Below are 16277 nucleotides of genomic sequence, written 5' to 3' on the forward strand. Positions count from 1 at the left end.
GCCAGTGACCTTGGGCACTACTTCGGGATCTGGACCTCGAAGGAGTGCACCCGGTTGGGCGATCCGACGTTGTCCGACACCACGAGGAGGGTGCGGGTGCGGGTCTTGGCGAACGGGTTGTCGGGGTGCCAGTTGCCCCAGGCCAGACCGGACATGTTGCCGGTGAGCAGACGCGGGGTCGCGACCGTGGAGAAGATCCGACGCTTGGTCATCGCCTTCTCGCGCCCGCTCAGCTTCTTCTTGTTCGTCACCGAGGTGGCACCCCGGGTCGTCGTCCAGAAGATGTTCGCGAGGTTGCCCGGCCCGCGTTCGAGCACGAGGAAATCGGTCGAGTTGACGGCGAGCACGTCGGCGGCCACCTTGTTGGCGTCGGTGCGGTAGACGAACTCGCGATTGCTCTTGCCGAAGGTCAGCAGGCGGGCCGACCGCGCGGCGTCCTGCCGGAGTCCGCCGGCCGTGAGGACGCTGACCTGCCCCTGGGGCCCGACGGCCGCGCCGGTCAGCCCGCGCTGGCCGGCCAGACCCGACTTCGGCGACGGGCGCCATGCCGACGGGAGGGGGAGGTCGCGGATGACCTGCCCGATGGGGCCGATCTGCCGAACGAACTGGTTGTTGCCGCCGCTGACCACGGTGTAACCCCCGGCCGACTGCCGGATGCCCTCGAACTGGGCCTGGCCGGGCAGCAGCGGGAGGAACCACGGGCCGAGGACGGTGCCGCCGCCGTTGATCCGCGGTTGCCCGACGAACGACGCGTTGACCGATGTGTAGCCGATCGAGACGGTGAAGAAGCGCGCAGGCAGCACGTCTTCGGCGATCAGCACGTAGCTGCCGTTACCGGTCCGGTCGATTCCGGAGATCCGGTTCACGGTGGGGAGGCCGTCGCCGATCGTCGTCGAATCGGTGAAGAACGCCGACACACCCGCCCCGGAAGGCGGTGTCGCCGAAGCCGGTTGGACTGCGATCGGGGAGGCCAGACCCAACACGCAGGCACCGGCTATCGAGGCGCCCCACACACGTAACTTCATGAGGGGCACGATACCTCAACCGTCACTTCTGACCCATCTGTTCATTCGGCCTCGGACTGCAGGGCGGGTGTCAGGCCAGGCGCTGCTTCAGACCGTCCAGCTCGTCACGCAGTGAACTCGGCAGCTTCTCGCCGACGAAGTCGAAGAGCTCCTCGATCGACGGGATCTCCTCGCGCCACTCCTCGGGCTTGAAGGCGAGCGCCTCGGCGACGTCCTCGGCCGGCACGTCGAGGCCGCTGACGTCGATCGACTCGGGCTTCGCGACGATGCCGATGGGGGTCTCGATGCCCTCGGCCTCACCTTCGATGCGCTCGATGATCCACTTCAGCACGCGGCTGTTCTCGCCGAATCCGGGCCACAGGAAGCGCTTGTCGTCGCCGCGGCGGAACCAGTTGACGTAGAAGACCTTCGGCAGCTTGGACTCGTCGGCGTTCTTGCCGATGTTCACCCAGTGCTGCAGGTAGTCGCCGACGTGGTAGCCCATGAACGGCAGCATCGCCATCGGGTCGCGGCGTACCGTGCCGACCTTGCCCTCGGCGGCGGCCGTCTGCTCGGAGCCGACGGTGGCGCCCATGAAGACACCGGTCTGCCAATCGCGGGCCTCGGTCACCAGGGGCACGGTGGTCTTGCGACGGCCACCGAACAGGATCGCCGAGATCGGCACGCCCTTCGGGTCATCCCACTCGTCGGCCAGCGACGGGCACTGCGAGATCGGGGTGCAGTAGCGCGAATTGGGATGCGCGGCCTTGTGATCGGACTCCGGGGTCCAGTCGTTGCCGAGCCAGTCGGTGAGGTGCGCCGGCGCCTCGCCGTCGATGTCCTCCCACCAGATGTCGCCGTCGTCCGTGCGAGCAACGTTGGTGTACAACGTGTTTCCGGCTTCGATGGTCTTCATCGCGTTGGGGTTGGAGTCGTAGCTGGTGCCGGGGGCGACGCCGAAGAAACCGAACTCCGGGTTGATGGCGTAGAGGCGGCCGTCGTCGCCGAAGCGCATCCAGGCGATGTCGTCGCCGACGGTCTCGGCCTTCCAGCCGGGGATGGTCGGCTGCAGCATCGCGAGGTTGGTCTTGCCGCAGGCGCTCGGGAACGCCGCGGCGATGTAGTAGACCTTGTTCGCCGGGCTGGTCAGCTTGAGGATCAGCATGTGCTCGGCCATCCAGCCCTCGTCACGGGCGATGACCGAGGCGATGCGCAGTGCGTAGCACTTCTTGCCGAGCAGTGCGTTGCCGCCGTACCCCGAACCGAACGACCAGATCTCGCGGGTCTCCGGGAAGTGGGTGATGTACTTCTCGGTGTTGCAGGGCCACGGGACGTCGGCCTGGCCGGGCTCGAGCGGCGCGCCGACCGAGTGCAGCGCCTTCACGAAGAAGCCGTCCTCACCCAGGATCTCCAGGACGCGGGGCCCGACGCGGGTCATGATCTTCATCGACAGCACGACGTACTCGGAGTCGGTGAGCTCGACCCCGAGCTTGGGGTCGTCGGAGTCCAGGGGGCCCATGCAGAACGGGATGACGAACATCGTGCGACCGCGCATGCTGCCGCGGTAGAGCTCGGTCATCGTGGAGCGCATCTCGGCGGGGTCGACCCAGTTGTTGGTGGGGCCGGCGTCCTCTTCGGCCTCCGAGCAGATGTAGGTCCGCGACTCCACGCGAGCCACGTCGGCGGGATCGGAGCTGGCGAGGAACGAGTTCGGCTTCTTCTCCTCGTTCAGCTTGACCAGGGTGCCGGCCTTCACGAGGTCTGCCGTCAGGCGCTCCCACTCCTCGTCGCTGCCGTCCGACCACACCACCCGGTCGGGCTGGGTCAGCTCGGCGACCTCGGCCACCCAGGCCAGCAGTCCCGCGTGCTTCGTCGGAGCGCTACTCGGGTCCAGTCCGGGAATGGTGGCTGCGGTCATCGTTGGGGCCTCCTCCGAGGTGGTGGCCGTTTGGAATGGCCACCTGTCAGGTCGTCTCGTCGTCCAGGATACGTACACCGAACAGGCGCTAGGTCACGGGGTTCGCGAGGTGCGGTCTACGCCACACCTGGGCAACAGATGACCAAAGTCCCTGGTGATCGCACGCGCTCCGGTCTCGGCGCGACGCGGACCGGTTCGAGGCGCGAGTCACCGGTCAGCCGATCCGTCCCGAACCGCCGGAGATCCACTCGCCGGTGTCCGGGTCGAGCACCGCGGAACGGAACTCGCCGTCCGCACCGATCTCGGTGATCTTGTCGACCTGCCCATCCCGATCGCTGTCCGTGTACACGGTAAACCCGTCGGGACCGTTGCGGGCGAGGGAGTCGTTGATCCCATCATTGTCGGTGTCGACCTCGGCGGGCCCGAGATCCCAGATCCGGCCGTCGTCGTGCATCCACAGATGGTCGTCGAGGTCATCGGCCGCGGGTGACTCGTGCAGCGCGGCCACCGACTCGACAGATCGGGTGTCGTCAGCGGCCCCCACCTCACCGAACAGGGAGGACTCGTCCGGACGATCCGGTTCCGGGGCGTCGTCGGGGAACATCGGGTCCATCGGGATCACTGCTTTCCGTCGTCGTGGCCGGCTCGGGCGGCCGTGACCGGTCCGTCGTCCGGCCGTCGGTGCTCTGGGCGCTCGGGAGTTGTGGGGTCCTCGGATTCTCGTCCCGGATCGGATTCTCGTCCCGGATCGTCGCCTCGGGCGGGGGACGCCCACAGCCGTTCGGAGCGCGCCGCGAGGTCGCGGCGAACGGACTCGGCTCGCTCGCGCCGGACCCGGGCCGCACGGACCTCGACCCCGCTGCGCAGCCTCCGGATCTCCTCGTCGAGCCGCGCGATCTCCGCCGACACCTCACGGCTGCGGCGTTCGTGGGCTCGGGCGATCTGCCCGGCGATCCGGGTCTCGGCCGCGGTGACGCGCAGGGCCAGCTGGTGATCGAGCGTCGCCCGCGCCTCGGCGAGGAACTCGGTGGCCCGCGCCGCCCGCTCGGAACGGTTCACCGCGGTCCGCCGGACGCGGATCACCCACGCCGCGACCGCCACGCCCAGGAGCAGGGCGAGCGGCATGCTGATCCACTGCAGTGTCTGGACCGACGCCATCGGTGCCACGACGAGGCGTCCGACACCGAGACCGGTCGACGCGCCGATGACGACGAGCAGCGCGTCTTCGGCGCCCGCGCGTCGCACCCGGGTACTCGGCCGCCCGGTGTCGAGGTCCACCGCGGGCCACGGCTCGTCCGGCGTCGGCTCGGCGTCCAGACCCACCAGCGCGGTCGCCCGCACGGCGTCGACGCGCTCGTCGGCACGCTGACGGATGCGGTCGGCAAGGGCTGCCCACCCGCTGCGGATCCAGGTGTCGTACTCGATGTCGGCGCTCGGAGCTCGGTCGGCGGCGGTGGCCGACAGATCCCGCACCGCGGCCATGAGCTCCGCCGACGACTGGGACCGGACACGGGACAGGCCCGCGCGGACGGCCGCCAATCGATCCGTACGCCCCCGATCGCGGGTGGCGACCAGCCGCCGGCGGGTGGCCAGGAGGCCATCGGCGTCGGCCTGCGCGGACGCCAGGTCGTCGACGTCGGTCCCACCGGACCGGAGAAGATGCTCGACCGCGCCCAAGCCCGCCGCCGTGCGTGCGCGCTCGCCGCGGAGCGCATCCGGCGCAAGGGTCACCTCGCGTACCCACTCCACGAGGGCCTCGACGCCCGACTCGTCCACTGCACCCCCGAGGGCCGCGACCGCGGACACCCCGAACAGCGGCAGCGTCGCGAACGGGTCGAGCGCGGCTCGGTGAGCACGCACGGTCCGCGGCCACTCCCAGAACGCGTCGATCTTGGTGCACACGATCGCGACCGTGCCCACCTGCGCACGCACCTGCTCCACGAGAAGTCGCTCCTCGTCCCCGACCGCCGACGACGGGTCCACGACCACGAGGGCGGCACCGGCCGGGGCCGCACCCCTGGTGGCGCGGGCGACGATGTCGAGATCCGGGGCCAACGCGCGACAGGCCTCGACCAGCGTGCGGACACCGACCCCGTCGGTGCCGACGACCAGCACGCCGGAGCCGGTTCCGACGCGGTCGGCGTCGAACCCGGTCAGCTCGCGTGCGGCGTCCAGTGCGGTGTCGGTCATGGTGCGGCACCTGCCCCCGCGAGGAGTCGTTCGGCCCCGGCGCGGTCGAAGCCGGACGCGGCCGCCTCCTCCAGTCGGTTGCGCAGCTCGACTTCGCGCCAGTGCCGGATGCGTGCGACACGCTCCCTGATCGGTCCCGCCAGATCGGGCACCCCGGAGGCACTCTGCAACGCCCGGCTCAGGTCGGTCGCGGTGGCGGCGACGGGCGCGCCGGACTGGATGAGGGCGAGCGCGGTGTCGATGCCGTAGGCGTCGATCCGGCGCAGCAGTCCCTGCCGCAGGAGCCGTTCGTCCGAGCCCGGGCGCCCGACCAGGAACCGGCCCGCCATGGACGGCATCCCGACACCCGCGGCCGCCATCGTCGTCAGCGCTGCGAACTCACCGTCGTCGAGGTCGGCGCAGGCCAGCAGCTGCGAGACGGGGTGCACCGGCGTGCCGAGGGACGTGGCGCACGTCGACGCGACCGCGACCGCGGAGTCCCAGTCGCCGTGGGTGTCGGCCTTGCCGAGCACCACCAGGACGCGATCGGACGGAAGTGAGGAGAACAGTTCGTGGTCGGCCTGCCGGGGCAACCCGGCCAGGACCAGGAGCCACAGATCGGCGTCGGCGGCTTCCTGCGCGTCCTCGCCGGGTCCGATCACACTGAGCGACAGTCGTTCTCGAAGCGCACGGACCATGGTGTCGCGCCCGGTCCCGGGCCGGCCGACCACCCGGGCGTGCAGCGGACGGAGGAACCGGCGGCCCGCGACGGTCAGGATCGGTGCCAGCGGCGAGCTCGGCTCGACGAGGTCGGTGAGACGCCCCTGCTCGGCCGCGAGCGACAATTCGTCCCCGCCGCGCACATCGCGCCACCCTCGGTTCACCGGTGCCCCCACCGCAGCCTCCTCGTCATCGGCCCCCTGCGCGTCACGCCACCGTCCACGCGCACCGACGACCTCCGGGCCATCAGTGCACGTGAACCGCGGCACGGCCGAGACTAATCGGGATCCGCGCCGACGGCGGAGCCACCTCCACACCCCCGCCAGAGGCGGATCCGGCCCACGCCCGAGCCGGCTCGGATGGCCGTGACCGCGGCCGCAATCCGCCCGCGACTTCGTCGAGACGGCGCCATGCGCAACCATGGACGCGTGAACAACAGCCCCGACAGGTCCCGGTTGTACCCCCGCGTGACGAGCTTTCGCTTCCGCCGCGGCACCTTGACGACCGGTCAGCAGCGCAACTGGGAGACGCTGTGGCCGGTTCTGGGCCGCGACCTCGAGATCGGGCCGGAGCGGGTGCCCGAGCCGCAACTCGACCTGACCGACCTGTTCGGGCGCGACGCCCCGAAGGTCCTCGAGATCGGCAGCGGGACCGGCATCTCGACCGCGGCGATGGCCGAGGCGGAGCCCGACGTCGACGTCCTGGCCGTCGAGGTCTACAAGCCGGGCCTGGCCCAGCTGCTCGGTCTCGTCGACCGCAACGGGCTCACCAACGTGCGCCTGATCCGCGGCGACGCCGCCATCGTCCTCACCGAACTCATCCCGCCGTCGAGCCTCACCGGTGTCCGGCTCTTCTTTCCCGATCCCTGGCCCAAATCGCGTCACCACAAGCGGCGCTTCGTCCAGACCGGCACACTGGAGCTGATCGCCGACCGTCTCATCCCGGGCGGAGTGCTCCACATCGCGACCGATCACGCGGGTTACGCCGAGTGGATCGCGGAGGCGCTCGCCACCCAGGACGCCGATCGTCCGCACGTCGTCCAGCTGACCCGCGAGTCGCCGATCCTGCTGGAACGGCCGACGACGAAGTTCGAAGGACGCGCCGAGCGCGACGGCCGCTACGTCAGCGAGTTCGTGTACACGCGGCCCACCCCGCCGGCCACCTCGACCGGCGACACCCCGACGGGAGCCCGCCATGAGTGACCACAGCCCGACCGGTTTCGCCGACACCATCGCCGGCCAGACCGGGACGCGCCGCATGCTGCTGGTGTGGGACGCGCCCAACATGGACATGGGTCTCGGTGCACTGCTCGGCGGGCGTCCGACCGCCGCACACCGCCCCCGATTCGACGCTCTCGGCCGGTGGTTGCTGCAACGGACCGCAGATGTGTCCGCTCTCACCGACGGCGGCGGCGCGGTCGAGCCGGAGGCCACCGTCTTCACCAACATCGCCCCTGGTAGCGCCGACGTTGTCCGGCCGTGGGTCGACGCGCTCCGAAATGTCGGTTTCGCCGTCTTCGCCAAGCCGAAGCTGTCCGACGACAGCGACGTCGACTCCGACATGCTCGACCACATCGAACTTCGCAGGCACACTGTGGGACTAGCCGGCGTGATCGTGGCGTCCGCCGACGGCCAGGCATTCCGCGAACCACTGCTCGACGTGGTCGGCGACGGCGTGCCCGTCACCGTCATCGGATTCCGTGAGCACGCCAGCTGGGCACTGAGCACCGAAGAGCTGGAGTTCATCGATCTCGAGGACATCCCCGGTGTGTTCCGCGAGCCGCTGCCACGCATCGGCCTGGACTCCCTGCCCGACGAGGGTGCGTGGCTCACGCCCTTCCGTCCGCTCAGCGCGCTGCTGCGCTGACCTGCGGCGTCGTCGTTCGCGGGTGTCACCGGACGGCTGTCGGCGACCCGTGGTCGGGCGCCGGCGTGGGGACGCCCGCGGGTGATCCGAGGCCGACGCCTCAGGGATCACTCAGGCAACACTGTCAGGATCTTTCGGGAAACTGACAGAATCGCCACCGGCGCTCCGCAACGGCGGACGACCAGAGTGCCCGACTCGTCGTCGTACACGAAAGGACATCAGCGTGTTCCGGTTCATCGGCACATTCGTCTATCGAATGCGCTTCCTCGTCATCGCGGTGATGATCGCGATGATGGCCGGACTCGGACTGTACGGTCTCGATCTCGGCAAGCACCTCAGCCAGAGCGGATGGTTCGACCCGACGTCGGAGTCCGACACCGGTGCGCGGTACGCCGACCAGGCGCTGGGACGCGACCACACCTCCGACGTCATCCTGATGATCACGCCGCCCGAGGGCACCCGCGTCGACGACAAGGCCTTCGGGACCAAGGTGGAGACGTTCGTCGAGGACCTGATCGCGACCCATCCCGACATCGTCGGTCGCGCCGATCCGGGCCTGTACGACCCGTTCCTCGTCCAGCCCGCCCAGAACACGCTGCAGGACCGGCTGTTCACCGAGGACGGCCGACACGCCTTCATCAGCATCGGCGTCGCCGGCAACGACGACACGACGGTCCTGAACAACTACAAGACCATCGAACCGTTCTTCGACGACATTCCCGAACGTTTCGATCTACCCGGTACGACCTTCGAGCTCGCCGGCCTGCAACCGGTCGCCGGTTCGATGGCCGAGGGCATGGACAAGGACATCCATCGGGCCGAGGTGCTCGCGCTACCGCTGGTGGCGATCATGCTGTTCTTCGTGTTCGGCGGCGTCGTCGCCGCCTGCCTCCCCGTCCTCATCGGCGGTCTGACGATCGCCGGTTCGCTGGGCATCATGAAGATCCTGGCGCTCACCACCGAGCTGAACATCTTCGCGCAGTCGGTGGTCACGCTGATCGGCCTCGGCATCGCGATCGACTACGGCCTGTTCATCGTGTCGCGTTTCCGCGAGGAACTCGGTGAGGGGTATTCGACGAAGGCCGCGGTCCGAAGAACCGTGATGACCGCCGGCCAGACGGTGGTCTTCTCCGCGACGATCATCGTCGCCGCCCTGGCGTGTCTGCTGATCATGCCGCAGGGCTTCCTCAAGTCCGTCGCCTACGGCGCGATCGCCTCGGTGTCCCTCGCCGCGATCCTGTCGATCACGGTCCTCCCGGCGATCCTGGGCATCCTCGGGCCCCGCGTGAACATGCTGTCGATCAGCACGATCATGAAGTACACCGCGGTGCCGCTGGCCCGCCGCTTCTCCGGCGACGAACGTGCCGCGGCGATCGAGAGCCGGTTCAGCGGCCGCATGAAGACCAGCCAGGAGGTCGAGAACGGCTTCTGGGGACGCCTCGCGACCTGGGTGATGAAGCACCCGGTCCGGACCGCCGTCCCGACCGTGCTCCTGTTGCTCGCGCTGATCATCCCGTTCGGCAGCATCCAGTTCGGCGGTATCAGCGAGAAGTTCCTGCCGCCGGACAACCCCAACCGTGTCGCGCAGGAGAAGTTCGACGAGTACTTCCCGCAGGAGCGGACCGAGGCCATCAAGCTCGTCATCGTCTACGACGAGTCGAGCCAGGCCGACCAGAACAAGCTCGACGCGATCGCCAAACGCGCCGACGAGGTCCCCGGCTTCACCAACAAGTTCAGCGACGCCGACAAGTCCGACTTCGGCTCCTTCGACGCCGAGCGGTATCCGAACGTGGGCGTGTACCAGGTGTCTGCGGGTCTTCAGGACCGGAACACCGCAGCCCAGGCGATCGAGCAGTTGCGCGCGATCGACACCGAGGGTCTCACCATGTACGTGTCGGGCACCCCGGCACTCACGCAGGACTCCATCGACGCCCTCATGCAGCGACTTCCGTTGATGGCGGTCATGCTCGTCCTGATCACCGGCTTGCTGATGTTCCTGCAGTTCGGCTCGATCGTGCTGCCCATCAAGGCCGCACTCATGACGGCCCTTGGCCTCGGTGCCACGCTCGGCATCCTCACCTGGATCTTCGTCGACGGCCACGGCGCCGAACTGGCCAACTTCACCCCGGGCCCGCTGTTCGCCGCCGTGCTGGTGCTGATCATCGCCATCGTGTTCGGCCTCTCGACCGACTACGAGGTGTTCCTGCTCTCCCGAATGGTCGAGGCCAGACAGAAGGGCGCGAGCACGACCGAGGCGATCCGCAGCGGCACCGCGCACACCGGCGGCATCATCACCGCGGCCGCCGCGATCCTCGTCGTCGTCACCGGCGCGTTCAGCCTGTCCGAGATCGTGATGATGAAGTACATCGCGTTCGGCATGATCGCCGCGCTGATCCTCGACGCCACGGTCATCCGCATGCTGCTCGTGCCGTCCGTGATGAAGTTGCTCGGCGACGACTGCTGGTGGGCACCGCGATGGATGCGAGTGGTCCAGCGCAAGATCGGTCTCGGCGAGACCGTTCTCGACGACGAACCCGACGAGCAGCGCGACGCCGGTGCGGGCGCCCGTCCGATGAGCGCGGGCACCGTGGTGGCCGAGGCCCCGACCTCGGTGATGGCTGCGGCGCGCAGGCAACCGGTCCCGGCGGGCGCCGTCCCCGGCCGGGGTCGGGCACCGGCCGGCACCAGTCGGTCCGCCGCACCGGCCCGGCCGGCTCCGGACCGACCGCTCGGCACCGCCCGCCCCGGACCGGTACCGGGCCCCCAGGGCGCCCCGGTGGGTCCGCCGACGACCACGGGACGCCCGAACCCCGGGCCGACCCCGCCGCGCACCCCACCGCCCCGAGTCGGGCCGGCCCCCACGCCCACGGCCCCGAATCCCGAACCGGCCGAACGCCGTCCCGCGACGCCGTATCGCCGCTCCGCGCTGTCGAAGAGCGATCGTCCCGACACCGGCGGCTGGAGTTTGGGCGAGGGCGGAATCCGACTCGGTGACGCCGCACCCAGGTCGACGAACGGCGGCCGTCCGACGGTCACTCCCCCGTCGGGCCCGTCACGGGTGCCGGAGACCGGTGGGCGGCCGAACCCGACCCCGCCCCCGGGCCCGGTCCGCCCGAACCCGGAGCCGACCGGACAGCGGTCGCCCCTCGGCCGCCGACCGGCCCTCGACGAGACCGGTCGCCGCCCGCTCGCGGCGTCGGTGAGTCCGGAGACCGCGACCCCCTCGTCGCGTGGGCGTCGCAGCAACGGTCCGTCGCCGATGGAGCGCGGCCTCAGTGCCGACGCCACCCCGGCGGCCGCCCCGCGACCTGACACCGGTCCCGCCTCGGGTGAACAGGATCGCCCGGCGAACGAGTCGACGCGGCGTCGTCGCCCCCGCACGGACCGGCACGCACGGTCCGACGAGACCGGTGACGACGGTCAGATCAGCGTCCAGGAGCTGCTGAAGCGGAGTCGCTCGCAGAAGTGACCGTTCGGTCGAATAGCGTTGGTACGGAACCGAACAGAGTGATCACGGCCTCGAGGGAGTTCACTCCTCCTCGAGGCCGTGTTCGATGACGTAGCGGGTCAGTTCCACCCGGTTGCCGAGCTGGAGTTTGCGGAGGGTTGCCTGGACGTGGTTCTCGACCGTTCGGTGACTGAGGTCGAGGCGCCGCGCGATCTGCTTGGCGCTCAATCCTTTTGCGACCAGACGCAACACCTCGGTCTCGCGCTCGGTGAGCACGGGCGCCGCGGGCGCGGCGTCGGGCTGCTGCGACATGCGCCGGTACTCGCCAAGCACCAGCCCCGCGAGCCCCGGCGTGAAGACCGCCTGGCCGTCGGCGGTGGCGCGCACCGCCGCCACCAGCTCTTCCCGGGACGACGACTTCACCAGATAGCCACTGGCCCCGGCCTTCACGGCTTCGAGCACGTCGTCGCGCTCGCCGGAGGCCGACAAGACGAGGATGCGAGTGTGGGGCGAGACCGCGAGGACCGCGGCCGTCGCCTCGGTGCCGGTGCCATCGGGTAGTTGCATGTCCATCAGCACGACGTCGGGCGTGACGGCGGCCGCACGCCGGCCCGCGCTGCCCACACCGTCGGCGGTGGCGACGACGTCGAATCCCTCGTCGGCGAGATCACGGGCCACCGCCTCCCGCCAGATCGGATGGTCGTCGACGACCATGATCCGCAGCGGCGCCTGCTCTCCGTCACTCCGGCCTGCACTCATCCCGTTGCTCCCCTCGACCTTCCGCTCTCGTCCCGCGGGACCGTGAACTCCCACTCCGTGCCCGCACCCGTTTCGGTGTCGAGTCGCGCTGTGCCGCCGAGGGATTCGATCCGCCCGACGATCGACTTCGACACCCCGACGCGTCCCTGCGCGACCGCCTCGGCGAGCCTGCCGTCCGGGATGCCGATCCCGTCGTCGCGCACACTCACCACCACATCCGATCCCAGATCCTCCACCAGGATGTACGCGCGCGCACCGGGACCGGCGTGATTGACCACGTTGTCGAGTGCGTTGACGACCGCCGCACGGATCTCGGCACCCCGATGCGCCGGGATCATCACCGGGTCGGCGGGAGCGCTGACCGACACCCGGCCGTCGCCGAAGACGCGGAGGGCGGCGGCCAGATCGACGCTGCGTTGCGCGTCGGGGTCGCTTGCGACAGGGTCGTCGGTGTCCGAGATCAGTCGACGCAGCGCACGCTCCTGCTCCGCCGCGAGCGTGGCCAGTTCGTCTGTCGGACCGCCGATCTCGCGACCGCGTCGAGCGATCAGCGCCAGGACCTGGAGGACACCGTCGTGAACCTCGCGCGAGAGCCGCTCGCGTTCCTCGGCGGCTGCCGCGATACGCGCGGCCCGCGACAGCTGCTCCTGGACCCGGCGGGCGTTCGCGGCCGCGAGTCCGACCGCCATGCCGGTCGCGACGATGACGATGATCGTGGCGTTGCGCCCGAAGTCGAGGTTGAGTTCGCCCTTGACGAAGGTACTGGTGCCGCCGACGATCAGACCAGCCACGATCCCGCCGACCGGGCCGGTGAGGATCGCGACCGAGATGACGGCGTTGGTGGCCCACAGGGTGGTGGGCCAGGTCTGGTTGTGCCACGCCCAGTCCGCGCCGGCGACATACGACGTCGACAGCATCAGCGCGCAGACGACGACCACCTCGGCGCCGACCCACACCCGGTTGCGCGCGAACCCGACGAAGTAGCCGATCCCGCTGACCAGCGTCCACGCGGACAGCAGACCGAAGAGCACCCAGGCGACGCCGCTGCGGTCGAGGTCGGGGTTGACGGCGATCTGGAAGCCGAGCGCATACAGGTACGACAGCAACCGGAAGATCTGCGCACCCCGCCACAGTGGGCCGACCGGATCGTGGTCGACGACCCGTGCCGGTCGGGCCGGTTCGCGCGTCCGGTCCGGCTCGGTGGCCGCACCCGGCAGCGGCCGGCGGGTCACGTCGCGCCGCCCCCGTCGCGGTCGGGTCCCTCCCGGTCCGGCCCGGTCTTCTCGCTCCGGGTGAGACCCGGCTCGGAATCCGCCTGGTCGCCTGGTTCGGCGTCCCGGCGCGAGTCGGTGCTCGACACCTCCTGCGCGAGCGTCTCGGCCGCTGCGTCGGGATCGTCGGTGTCCCAGACCGGCGGATCCGGCTCGGCGACGACCCCCGGGCGTCGGTCGTCGTGGGCGCCGTCGGCCTCGCTCCCCTTCAGACGCCGGATCGCGGTGTTGAAGAACGCGATCAGGGGCACGGCGAGCAGGCCACCGATGATGCCGGCCGACACGAGTCCGGCCGCGATGCCGAGCACGACCGCGACCGGGTGCAACCGCACCGACCGGCCGAGCAGGAACGGCTGCAGCACATGACTTTCGAGTTGCATGACGCCGACGACGATGGCGAGGGCGACGACTGCCGCGATCCAGCCCTGGGTCACCAGGGCCACCAGCACCGCCAGGGTGCCGGTGACCAGGGCGCCGACGATCGGGATGAACGCGCCCAGGAAGACCAGTGACGCCAACGGGAGCGCCAGGGGTACTTGCAGGATCGCGAGTCCGATGCCGATGCCGCAGGCGTCGACGAAGGCCACCGCGACCGTCGCCCGGACATAGCCGACGAGGGTGCCGAACCCGGCGATACCCGCCTCCCACACCCGATTCCGGTTGGTCTGCGGGATCAGCTTGACGGAGAACTGCCAGATCTGGCCCCCGCCGTAGAGGAAGAAGATCAGCAGGAACAACGTCAGAAGTGCACCGGTGATGATCTCGCTCGCCGTGGTGGCCGTGGCCAGCGCGCCGCTGGTGACGCGGTCCTGGTTGTGCTGGATGAAGTCGAGGGTGTCGGTGCCGAAGTTGCGCACCTGGTCCCGGTCGAGCCCCAGGGGCCCGTTGATGAGCCATTCCCTGGTCTTCTCGACGGTCACCCGAACCTGCTCGGCGAGTTCGGGGACGCCGTCGATGAACTCGCGGACCACGAACGTCATGACCGCCGCGAGCAACCCGATCGCCAGGACGAGGTTGACGATCACCGCAAGCGACCGCGGCAACCCACGCCGGTCGAGTGCATCGACTCCGGGGACCAGCATGGCCGCGATCAGGATGGCGAGGGCGACCGGGACGAGGACCTCTTCGAACTCCCGGAAGACCCTGGTGGCGACGTATCCCGCCGCGACCAGGAGCAGCAACCGCCACGCCCATTCCGCCGCCGCCCGTACCTGAGGGTGCACCTTGGCCCGGTCGATGGACGCAAGGTCGCGGACATCGCGCGGCCGCTCGGCTCGTTCGGCTTCGGTCACGACAGTCACACTAGACAGTGCAGGTGGCCGACGGGGGTCGTCATCGACACCGGGCCCCCTACCCTAGGGTGGCACGTATGTCGTCGGAGGATGTTGGCTCGCCGGGGGGCGCGGCAGCCCCGGCCACCCGTCCTCGGTTCTGGTGGGTGCGTTGGGTCCTGCTCGCCGTCGTCCTCGTCATCCTCGCCGTCGAAGTCGTCCTCATCTGGCCCGAGCTCAAGGGCGCCTGGTTCCGCATCGGCGAGATCCAGTGGCACTGGGTGGCGGCCTGTCTGGTCGCCGCGATGCTGTCGATGGACAGCTTCGCGCAGGTCCAGCGCGCGCTCTTGCGGTCCGCGGGCCTGCGCGTCACGCAGTGGAAGTCACTGTCGGTCATCCTGGCGGCCAACTCGCTGAGCCAGACGATGCCGGGCGGCCAGGTGCTCGCCCCGGCGTTCACCTACCGCGAGACCCGTAAGTGGGGTGCGACGCCGGTCATCGCGTCGTGGCAGGTCGTGATGTCGGGTCTGCTCGCCGGTATCGGTCTCGCCGTCCTCGGATTCGGCGGCGCCCTGCTGGCCGGCGCGAAGACCAGCCCGTTCTCGGTCGTCTTCTCCGTCGCCGGGTTCCTCGCGGTCGCGGTGGTGCTGCAATATCTGGCCAGCCACCCGGAGTCGTTGAAGAGCACCGGGATTCGTGTCCTCGGCTGGGTGAATCAGCTCCGCAACAAGCCGGAGGACCACGGGACCGAGCGCCTCTTCGAGACCCTCGAACAGCTCCGGGCGGTGCAACTCACCAAGCGCGACACCTCGGTGGCCTTCGGCTGGAGCCTGTTCAACTGGGTCGCCGACGTGGCCTGCCTGATGTTCGCCTGCTGGGCGGTCGACGCACACCCGAGCATCTCGGGCCTGATGGTCGCCTACGCGGCGGGCAAGGCCGTCGGTTCGGCGATCCCCCTGCTGCCGGGCGGTATCGGTGTCGTCGACGCGGTGCTGGTGCCCGCACTCACCAGCGCCGGGATGCCCGCGGCCGACGCGATCACCGCGGTCCTCATCTACCGTCTGATCAGCTACGTCATCGTCTCGGCGATCGGCTGGGTGGTCATCGGCCTGATGTTCCGCAACCGCATCAAGCGCGACGACACGTTCATCGACGAGGTGGAGCGCGACGCCGAGGTTCTCGAACGCGCGGCCGACGAGCCGTCGCCGACGATGCCCGACAGCCCCGCCCGTCCCGACCTCCCGCCTTCCGACGGCATCGGCCCCGACACCACGGGCAGGTCGCCCGCCGACGAGCCCGACGGCCGGTTTCCCGGGGACTCCGGCCGAACGTCCGACACCGATCCGCCGTCGGACCCGGTACGGTAGTCCACCATGCTGAGCTCGAAGACGGATCGGGGCTCCGACACGGCGGAGACGGGGACCTCGCCTGCGCGCGGAACGGCGACCGCTCCCGTCGCAGCCCTGTTCGACGCCGTGGCGATCGCGGTCTTCGTCCTGATCGGCCGGGCCAGCCACGAAGAGGGGTATGTGCTGACCTCGGTGCTGCACACGCTGTGGCCGTTCCTGGCCGGCTGCGCGGCCGGTTGGTCGATCACCTACGTCTATGCGCACGTGCGGTCGAGCGATTTCTTCGGGCACGACTACCGTCCGGACCGGGTCGTCCCGGTCGGCCTCGTCGTCTGGTTCTGCACGGTGACCGTCGCGATGATCCTGCGGTTCATCCTCAGCCAGGGGGTGGCGGTCAGTTTCGTGATCGTCGCGGCCGTGGTGCTCGCCGCCTTCCTGCTCGGCTGGCGAGCCGTCTTCGCCGTGCTGGGTCGGCGCGCCGCCGCCTGACCGACCCCTGACC

At 69.9% G+C, this 16277-nt stretch carries 13 protein-coding genes; 5 read left to right on the plus strand and 8 right to left on the minus strand.

Annotated elements, in window-relative coordinates:
* Positions 1-17: 17 nt before the first annotated feature.
* The 5 genes from BCM27_RS23055 to BCM27_RS23075 form a co-directional block, all read right to left on the minus strand.
* Positions 18-1025, minus strand: coding sequence for an esterase-like activity of phytase family protein (locus BCM27_RS23055; protein ID WP_033205993.1), 1008 nt, complete (start codon positions 1023-1025; stop codon positions 18-20).
* 70 nt (positions 1026-1095) lie between these two features.
* Positions 1096-2922, minus strand: coding sequence for a phosphoenolpyruvate carboxykinase (GTP) (locus tag BCM27_RS23060; protein ID WP_004023759.1), 1827 nt, complete (start codon positions 2920-2922; stop codon positions 1096-1098).
* A gap of 214 nt (positions 2923-3136) precedes the next feature.
* A complete protein-coding gene (locus tag BCM27_RS23065) occupies positions 3137-3535 on the minus strand; it encodes a DUF6802 family protein (protein ID WP_004023760.1) in 399 nt (132 codons plus the stop codon).
* Positions 3536-3540: 5 nt separating this feature from the next.
* A complete protein-coding gene (locus BCM27_RS23070) occupies positions 3541-5112 on the minus strand; it encodes a GTPase Era family protein (protein ID WP_004023761.1) in 1572 nt (523 codons plus the stop codon).
* A complete protein-coding gene (locus BCM27_RS23075) occupies positions 5109-5987 on the minus strand; it encodes a hypothetical protein (protein ID WP_004023762.1) in 879 nt (292 codons plus the stop codon). Before BCM27_RS23075 ends, BCM27_RS23070 begins: the two co-directional genes overlap by 4 nt.
* Before the next feature lie 234 nt (positions 5988-6221).
* On the opposite strand from BCM27_RS23075, the gene trmB reads away from it, so the two are divergent.
* The 3 genes from trmB to BCM27_RS23090 all read left to right on the plus strand — a co-directional run bounded on the left by trmB (position 6222) and on the right by BCM27_RS23090 (position 11146).
* Positions 6222-7013 (plus strand): tRNA (guanosine(46)-N7)-methyltransferase TrmB, encoded by a 792-nt coding sequence (gene trmB, locus BCM27_RS23080; RefSeq protein ID WP_004023763.1) that lies wholly within the window; start codon positions 6222-6224, stop codon positions 7011-7013.
* On the plus strand, positions 7006-7677 hold the full coding sequence (locus BCM27_RS23085; RefSeq protein WP_004023764.1) for an NYN domain-containing protein: 672 nt from the start codon (positions 7006-7008) through the stop codon (positions 7675-7677). The genes trmB and BCM27_RS23085 overlap by 8 nt, the downstream gene beginning before the upstream one ends.
* Positions 7678-7900: 223 nt before the next feature.
* Positions 7901-11146, plus strand: a complete 3246-nt coding sequence (locus BCM27_RS23090) for an MMPL family transporter (protein ID WP_004023765.1) — start codon at positions 7901-7903, stop codon at positions 11144-11146.
* A 60-nt stretch (positions 11147-11206) separates the two neighbouring features.
* Here BCM27_RS23090 and BCM27_RS23095 read toward each other — a convergent pair whose 3' ends face one another.
* The 3 genes from BCM27_RS23095 to BCM27_RS23105 are packed head-to-tail and all read right to left on the minus strand — an operon-like array spanning position 11207 to position 14447.
* Complete coding sequence (locus BCM27_RS23095) at positions 11207-11884, minus strand: response regulator (RefSeq protein ID WP_004023766.1); 678 nt, start codon at positions 11882-11884, stop codon at positions 11207-11209.
* A complete protein-coding gene (gene macS, locus BCM27_RS23100; RefSeq protein ID WP_004023767.1) occupies positions 11881-13116 on the minus strand; it encodes a MacS family sensor histidine kinase in 1236 nt (411 codons plus the stop codon). The genes BCM27_RS23095 and macS overlap by 4 nt, the downstream gene beginning before the upstream one ends.
* A complete protein-coding gene (locus BCM27_RS23105) occupies positions 13113-14447 on the minus strand; it encodes an AI-2E family transporter (RefSeq protein WP_033206015.1) in 1335 nt (444 codons plus the stop codon). The genes macS and BCM27_RS23105 overlap by 4 nt, the downstream gene beginning before the upstream one ends.
* A 77-nt stretch (positions 14448-14524) precedes the next feature.
* Here BCM27_RS23105 and BCM27_RS23110 point away from each other — a divergent pair, with 77 nt between their 5' ends.
* Both BCM27_RS23110 and BCM27_RS23115 read left to right on the plus strand, forming a co-directional pair.
* Positions 14525-15793, plus strand: coding sequence for a lysylphosphatidylglycerol synthase transmembrane domain-containing protein (locus tag BCM27_RS23110; protein ID WP_239450632.1), 1269 nt, complete (start codon positions 14525-14527; stop codon positions 15791-15793).
* A 6-nt stretch (positions 15794-15799) separates the two neighbouring features.
* Positions 15800-16264, plus strand: a complete 465-nt coding sequence (locus BCM27_RS23115) for a DUF3054 domain-containing protein (RefSeq protein WP_004023770.1) — start codon at positions 15800-15802, stop codon at positions 16262-16264.
* Positions 16265-16277 lie beyond the last annotated feature (13 nt).

It is taken from the genome of Gordonia terrae (assembly GCF_001698225.1).
In the GTDB taxonomy this organism is placed as follows: Bacteria; Actinomycetota; Actinomycetes; order Mycobacteriales; family Mycobacteriaceae; genus Gordonia; species Gordonia terrae.

Bases quoted from the DNA above. Each gene is read 5' to 3' on its own strand.
- BCM27_RS23055 (WP_033205993.1), bottom strand. From the start codon at position 1,025: ATGAAGTTACGTGTGTGGGGCGCCTCGATAGCCGGTGCCTGCGTGTTG.
- BCM27_RS23060 (WP_004023759.1), bottom strand. From the start codon at position 2,922: ATGACCGCAGCCACCATTCCCGGACTGGACCCGAGTAGCGCTCCGACG.
- BCM27_RS23065 (WP_004023760.1), bottom strand. From the start codon at position 3,535: ATGGACCCGATGTTCCCCGACGACGCCCCGGAACCGGATCGTCCGGAC.
- BCM27_RS23070 (WP_004023761.1), bottom strand. From the start codon at position 5,112: ATGACCGACACCGCACTGGACGCCGCACGCGAGCTGACCGGGTTCGAC.
- trmB (WP_004023763.1), top strand. From the start codon at position 6,222: ATGCGCAACCATGGACGCGTGAACAACAGCCCCGACAGGTCCCGGTTG.
- BCM27_RS23085 (WP_004023764.1), top strand. From the start codon at position 7,006: ATGAGTGACCACAGCCCGACCGGTTTCGCCGACACCATCGCCGGCCAG.
- BCM27_RS23095 (WP_004023766.1), bottom strand. From the start codon at position 11,884: ATGAGTGCAGGCCGGAGTGACGGAGAGCAGGCGCCGCTGCGGATCATG.
- BCM27_RS23110 (WP_239450632.1), top strand. From the start codon at position 14,525: ATGTCGTCGGAGGATGTTGGCTCGCCGGGGGGCGCGGCAGCCCCGGCC.
- BCM27_RS23115 (WP_004023770.1), top strand. From the start codon at position 15,800: ATGCTGAGCTCGAAGACGGATCGGGGCTCCGACACGGCGGAGACGGGG.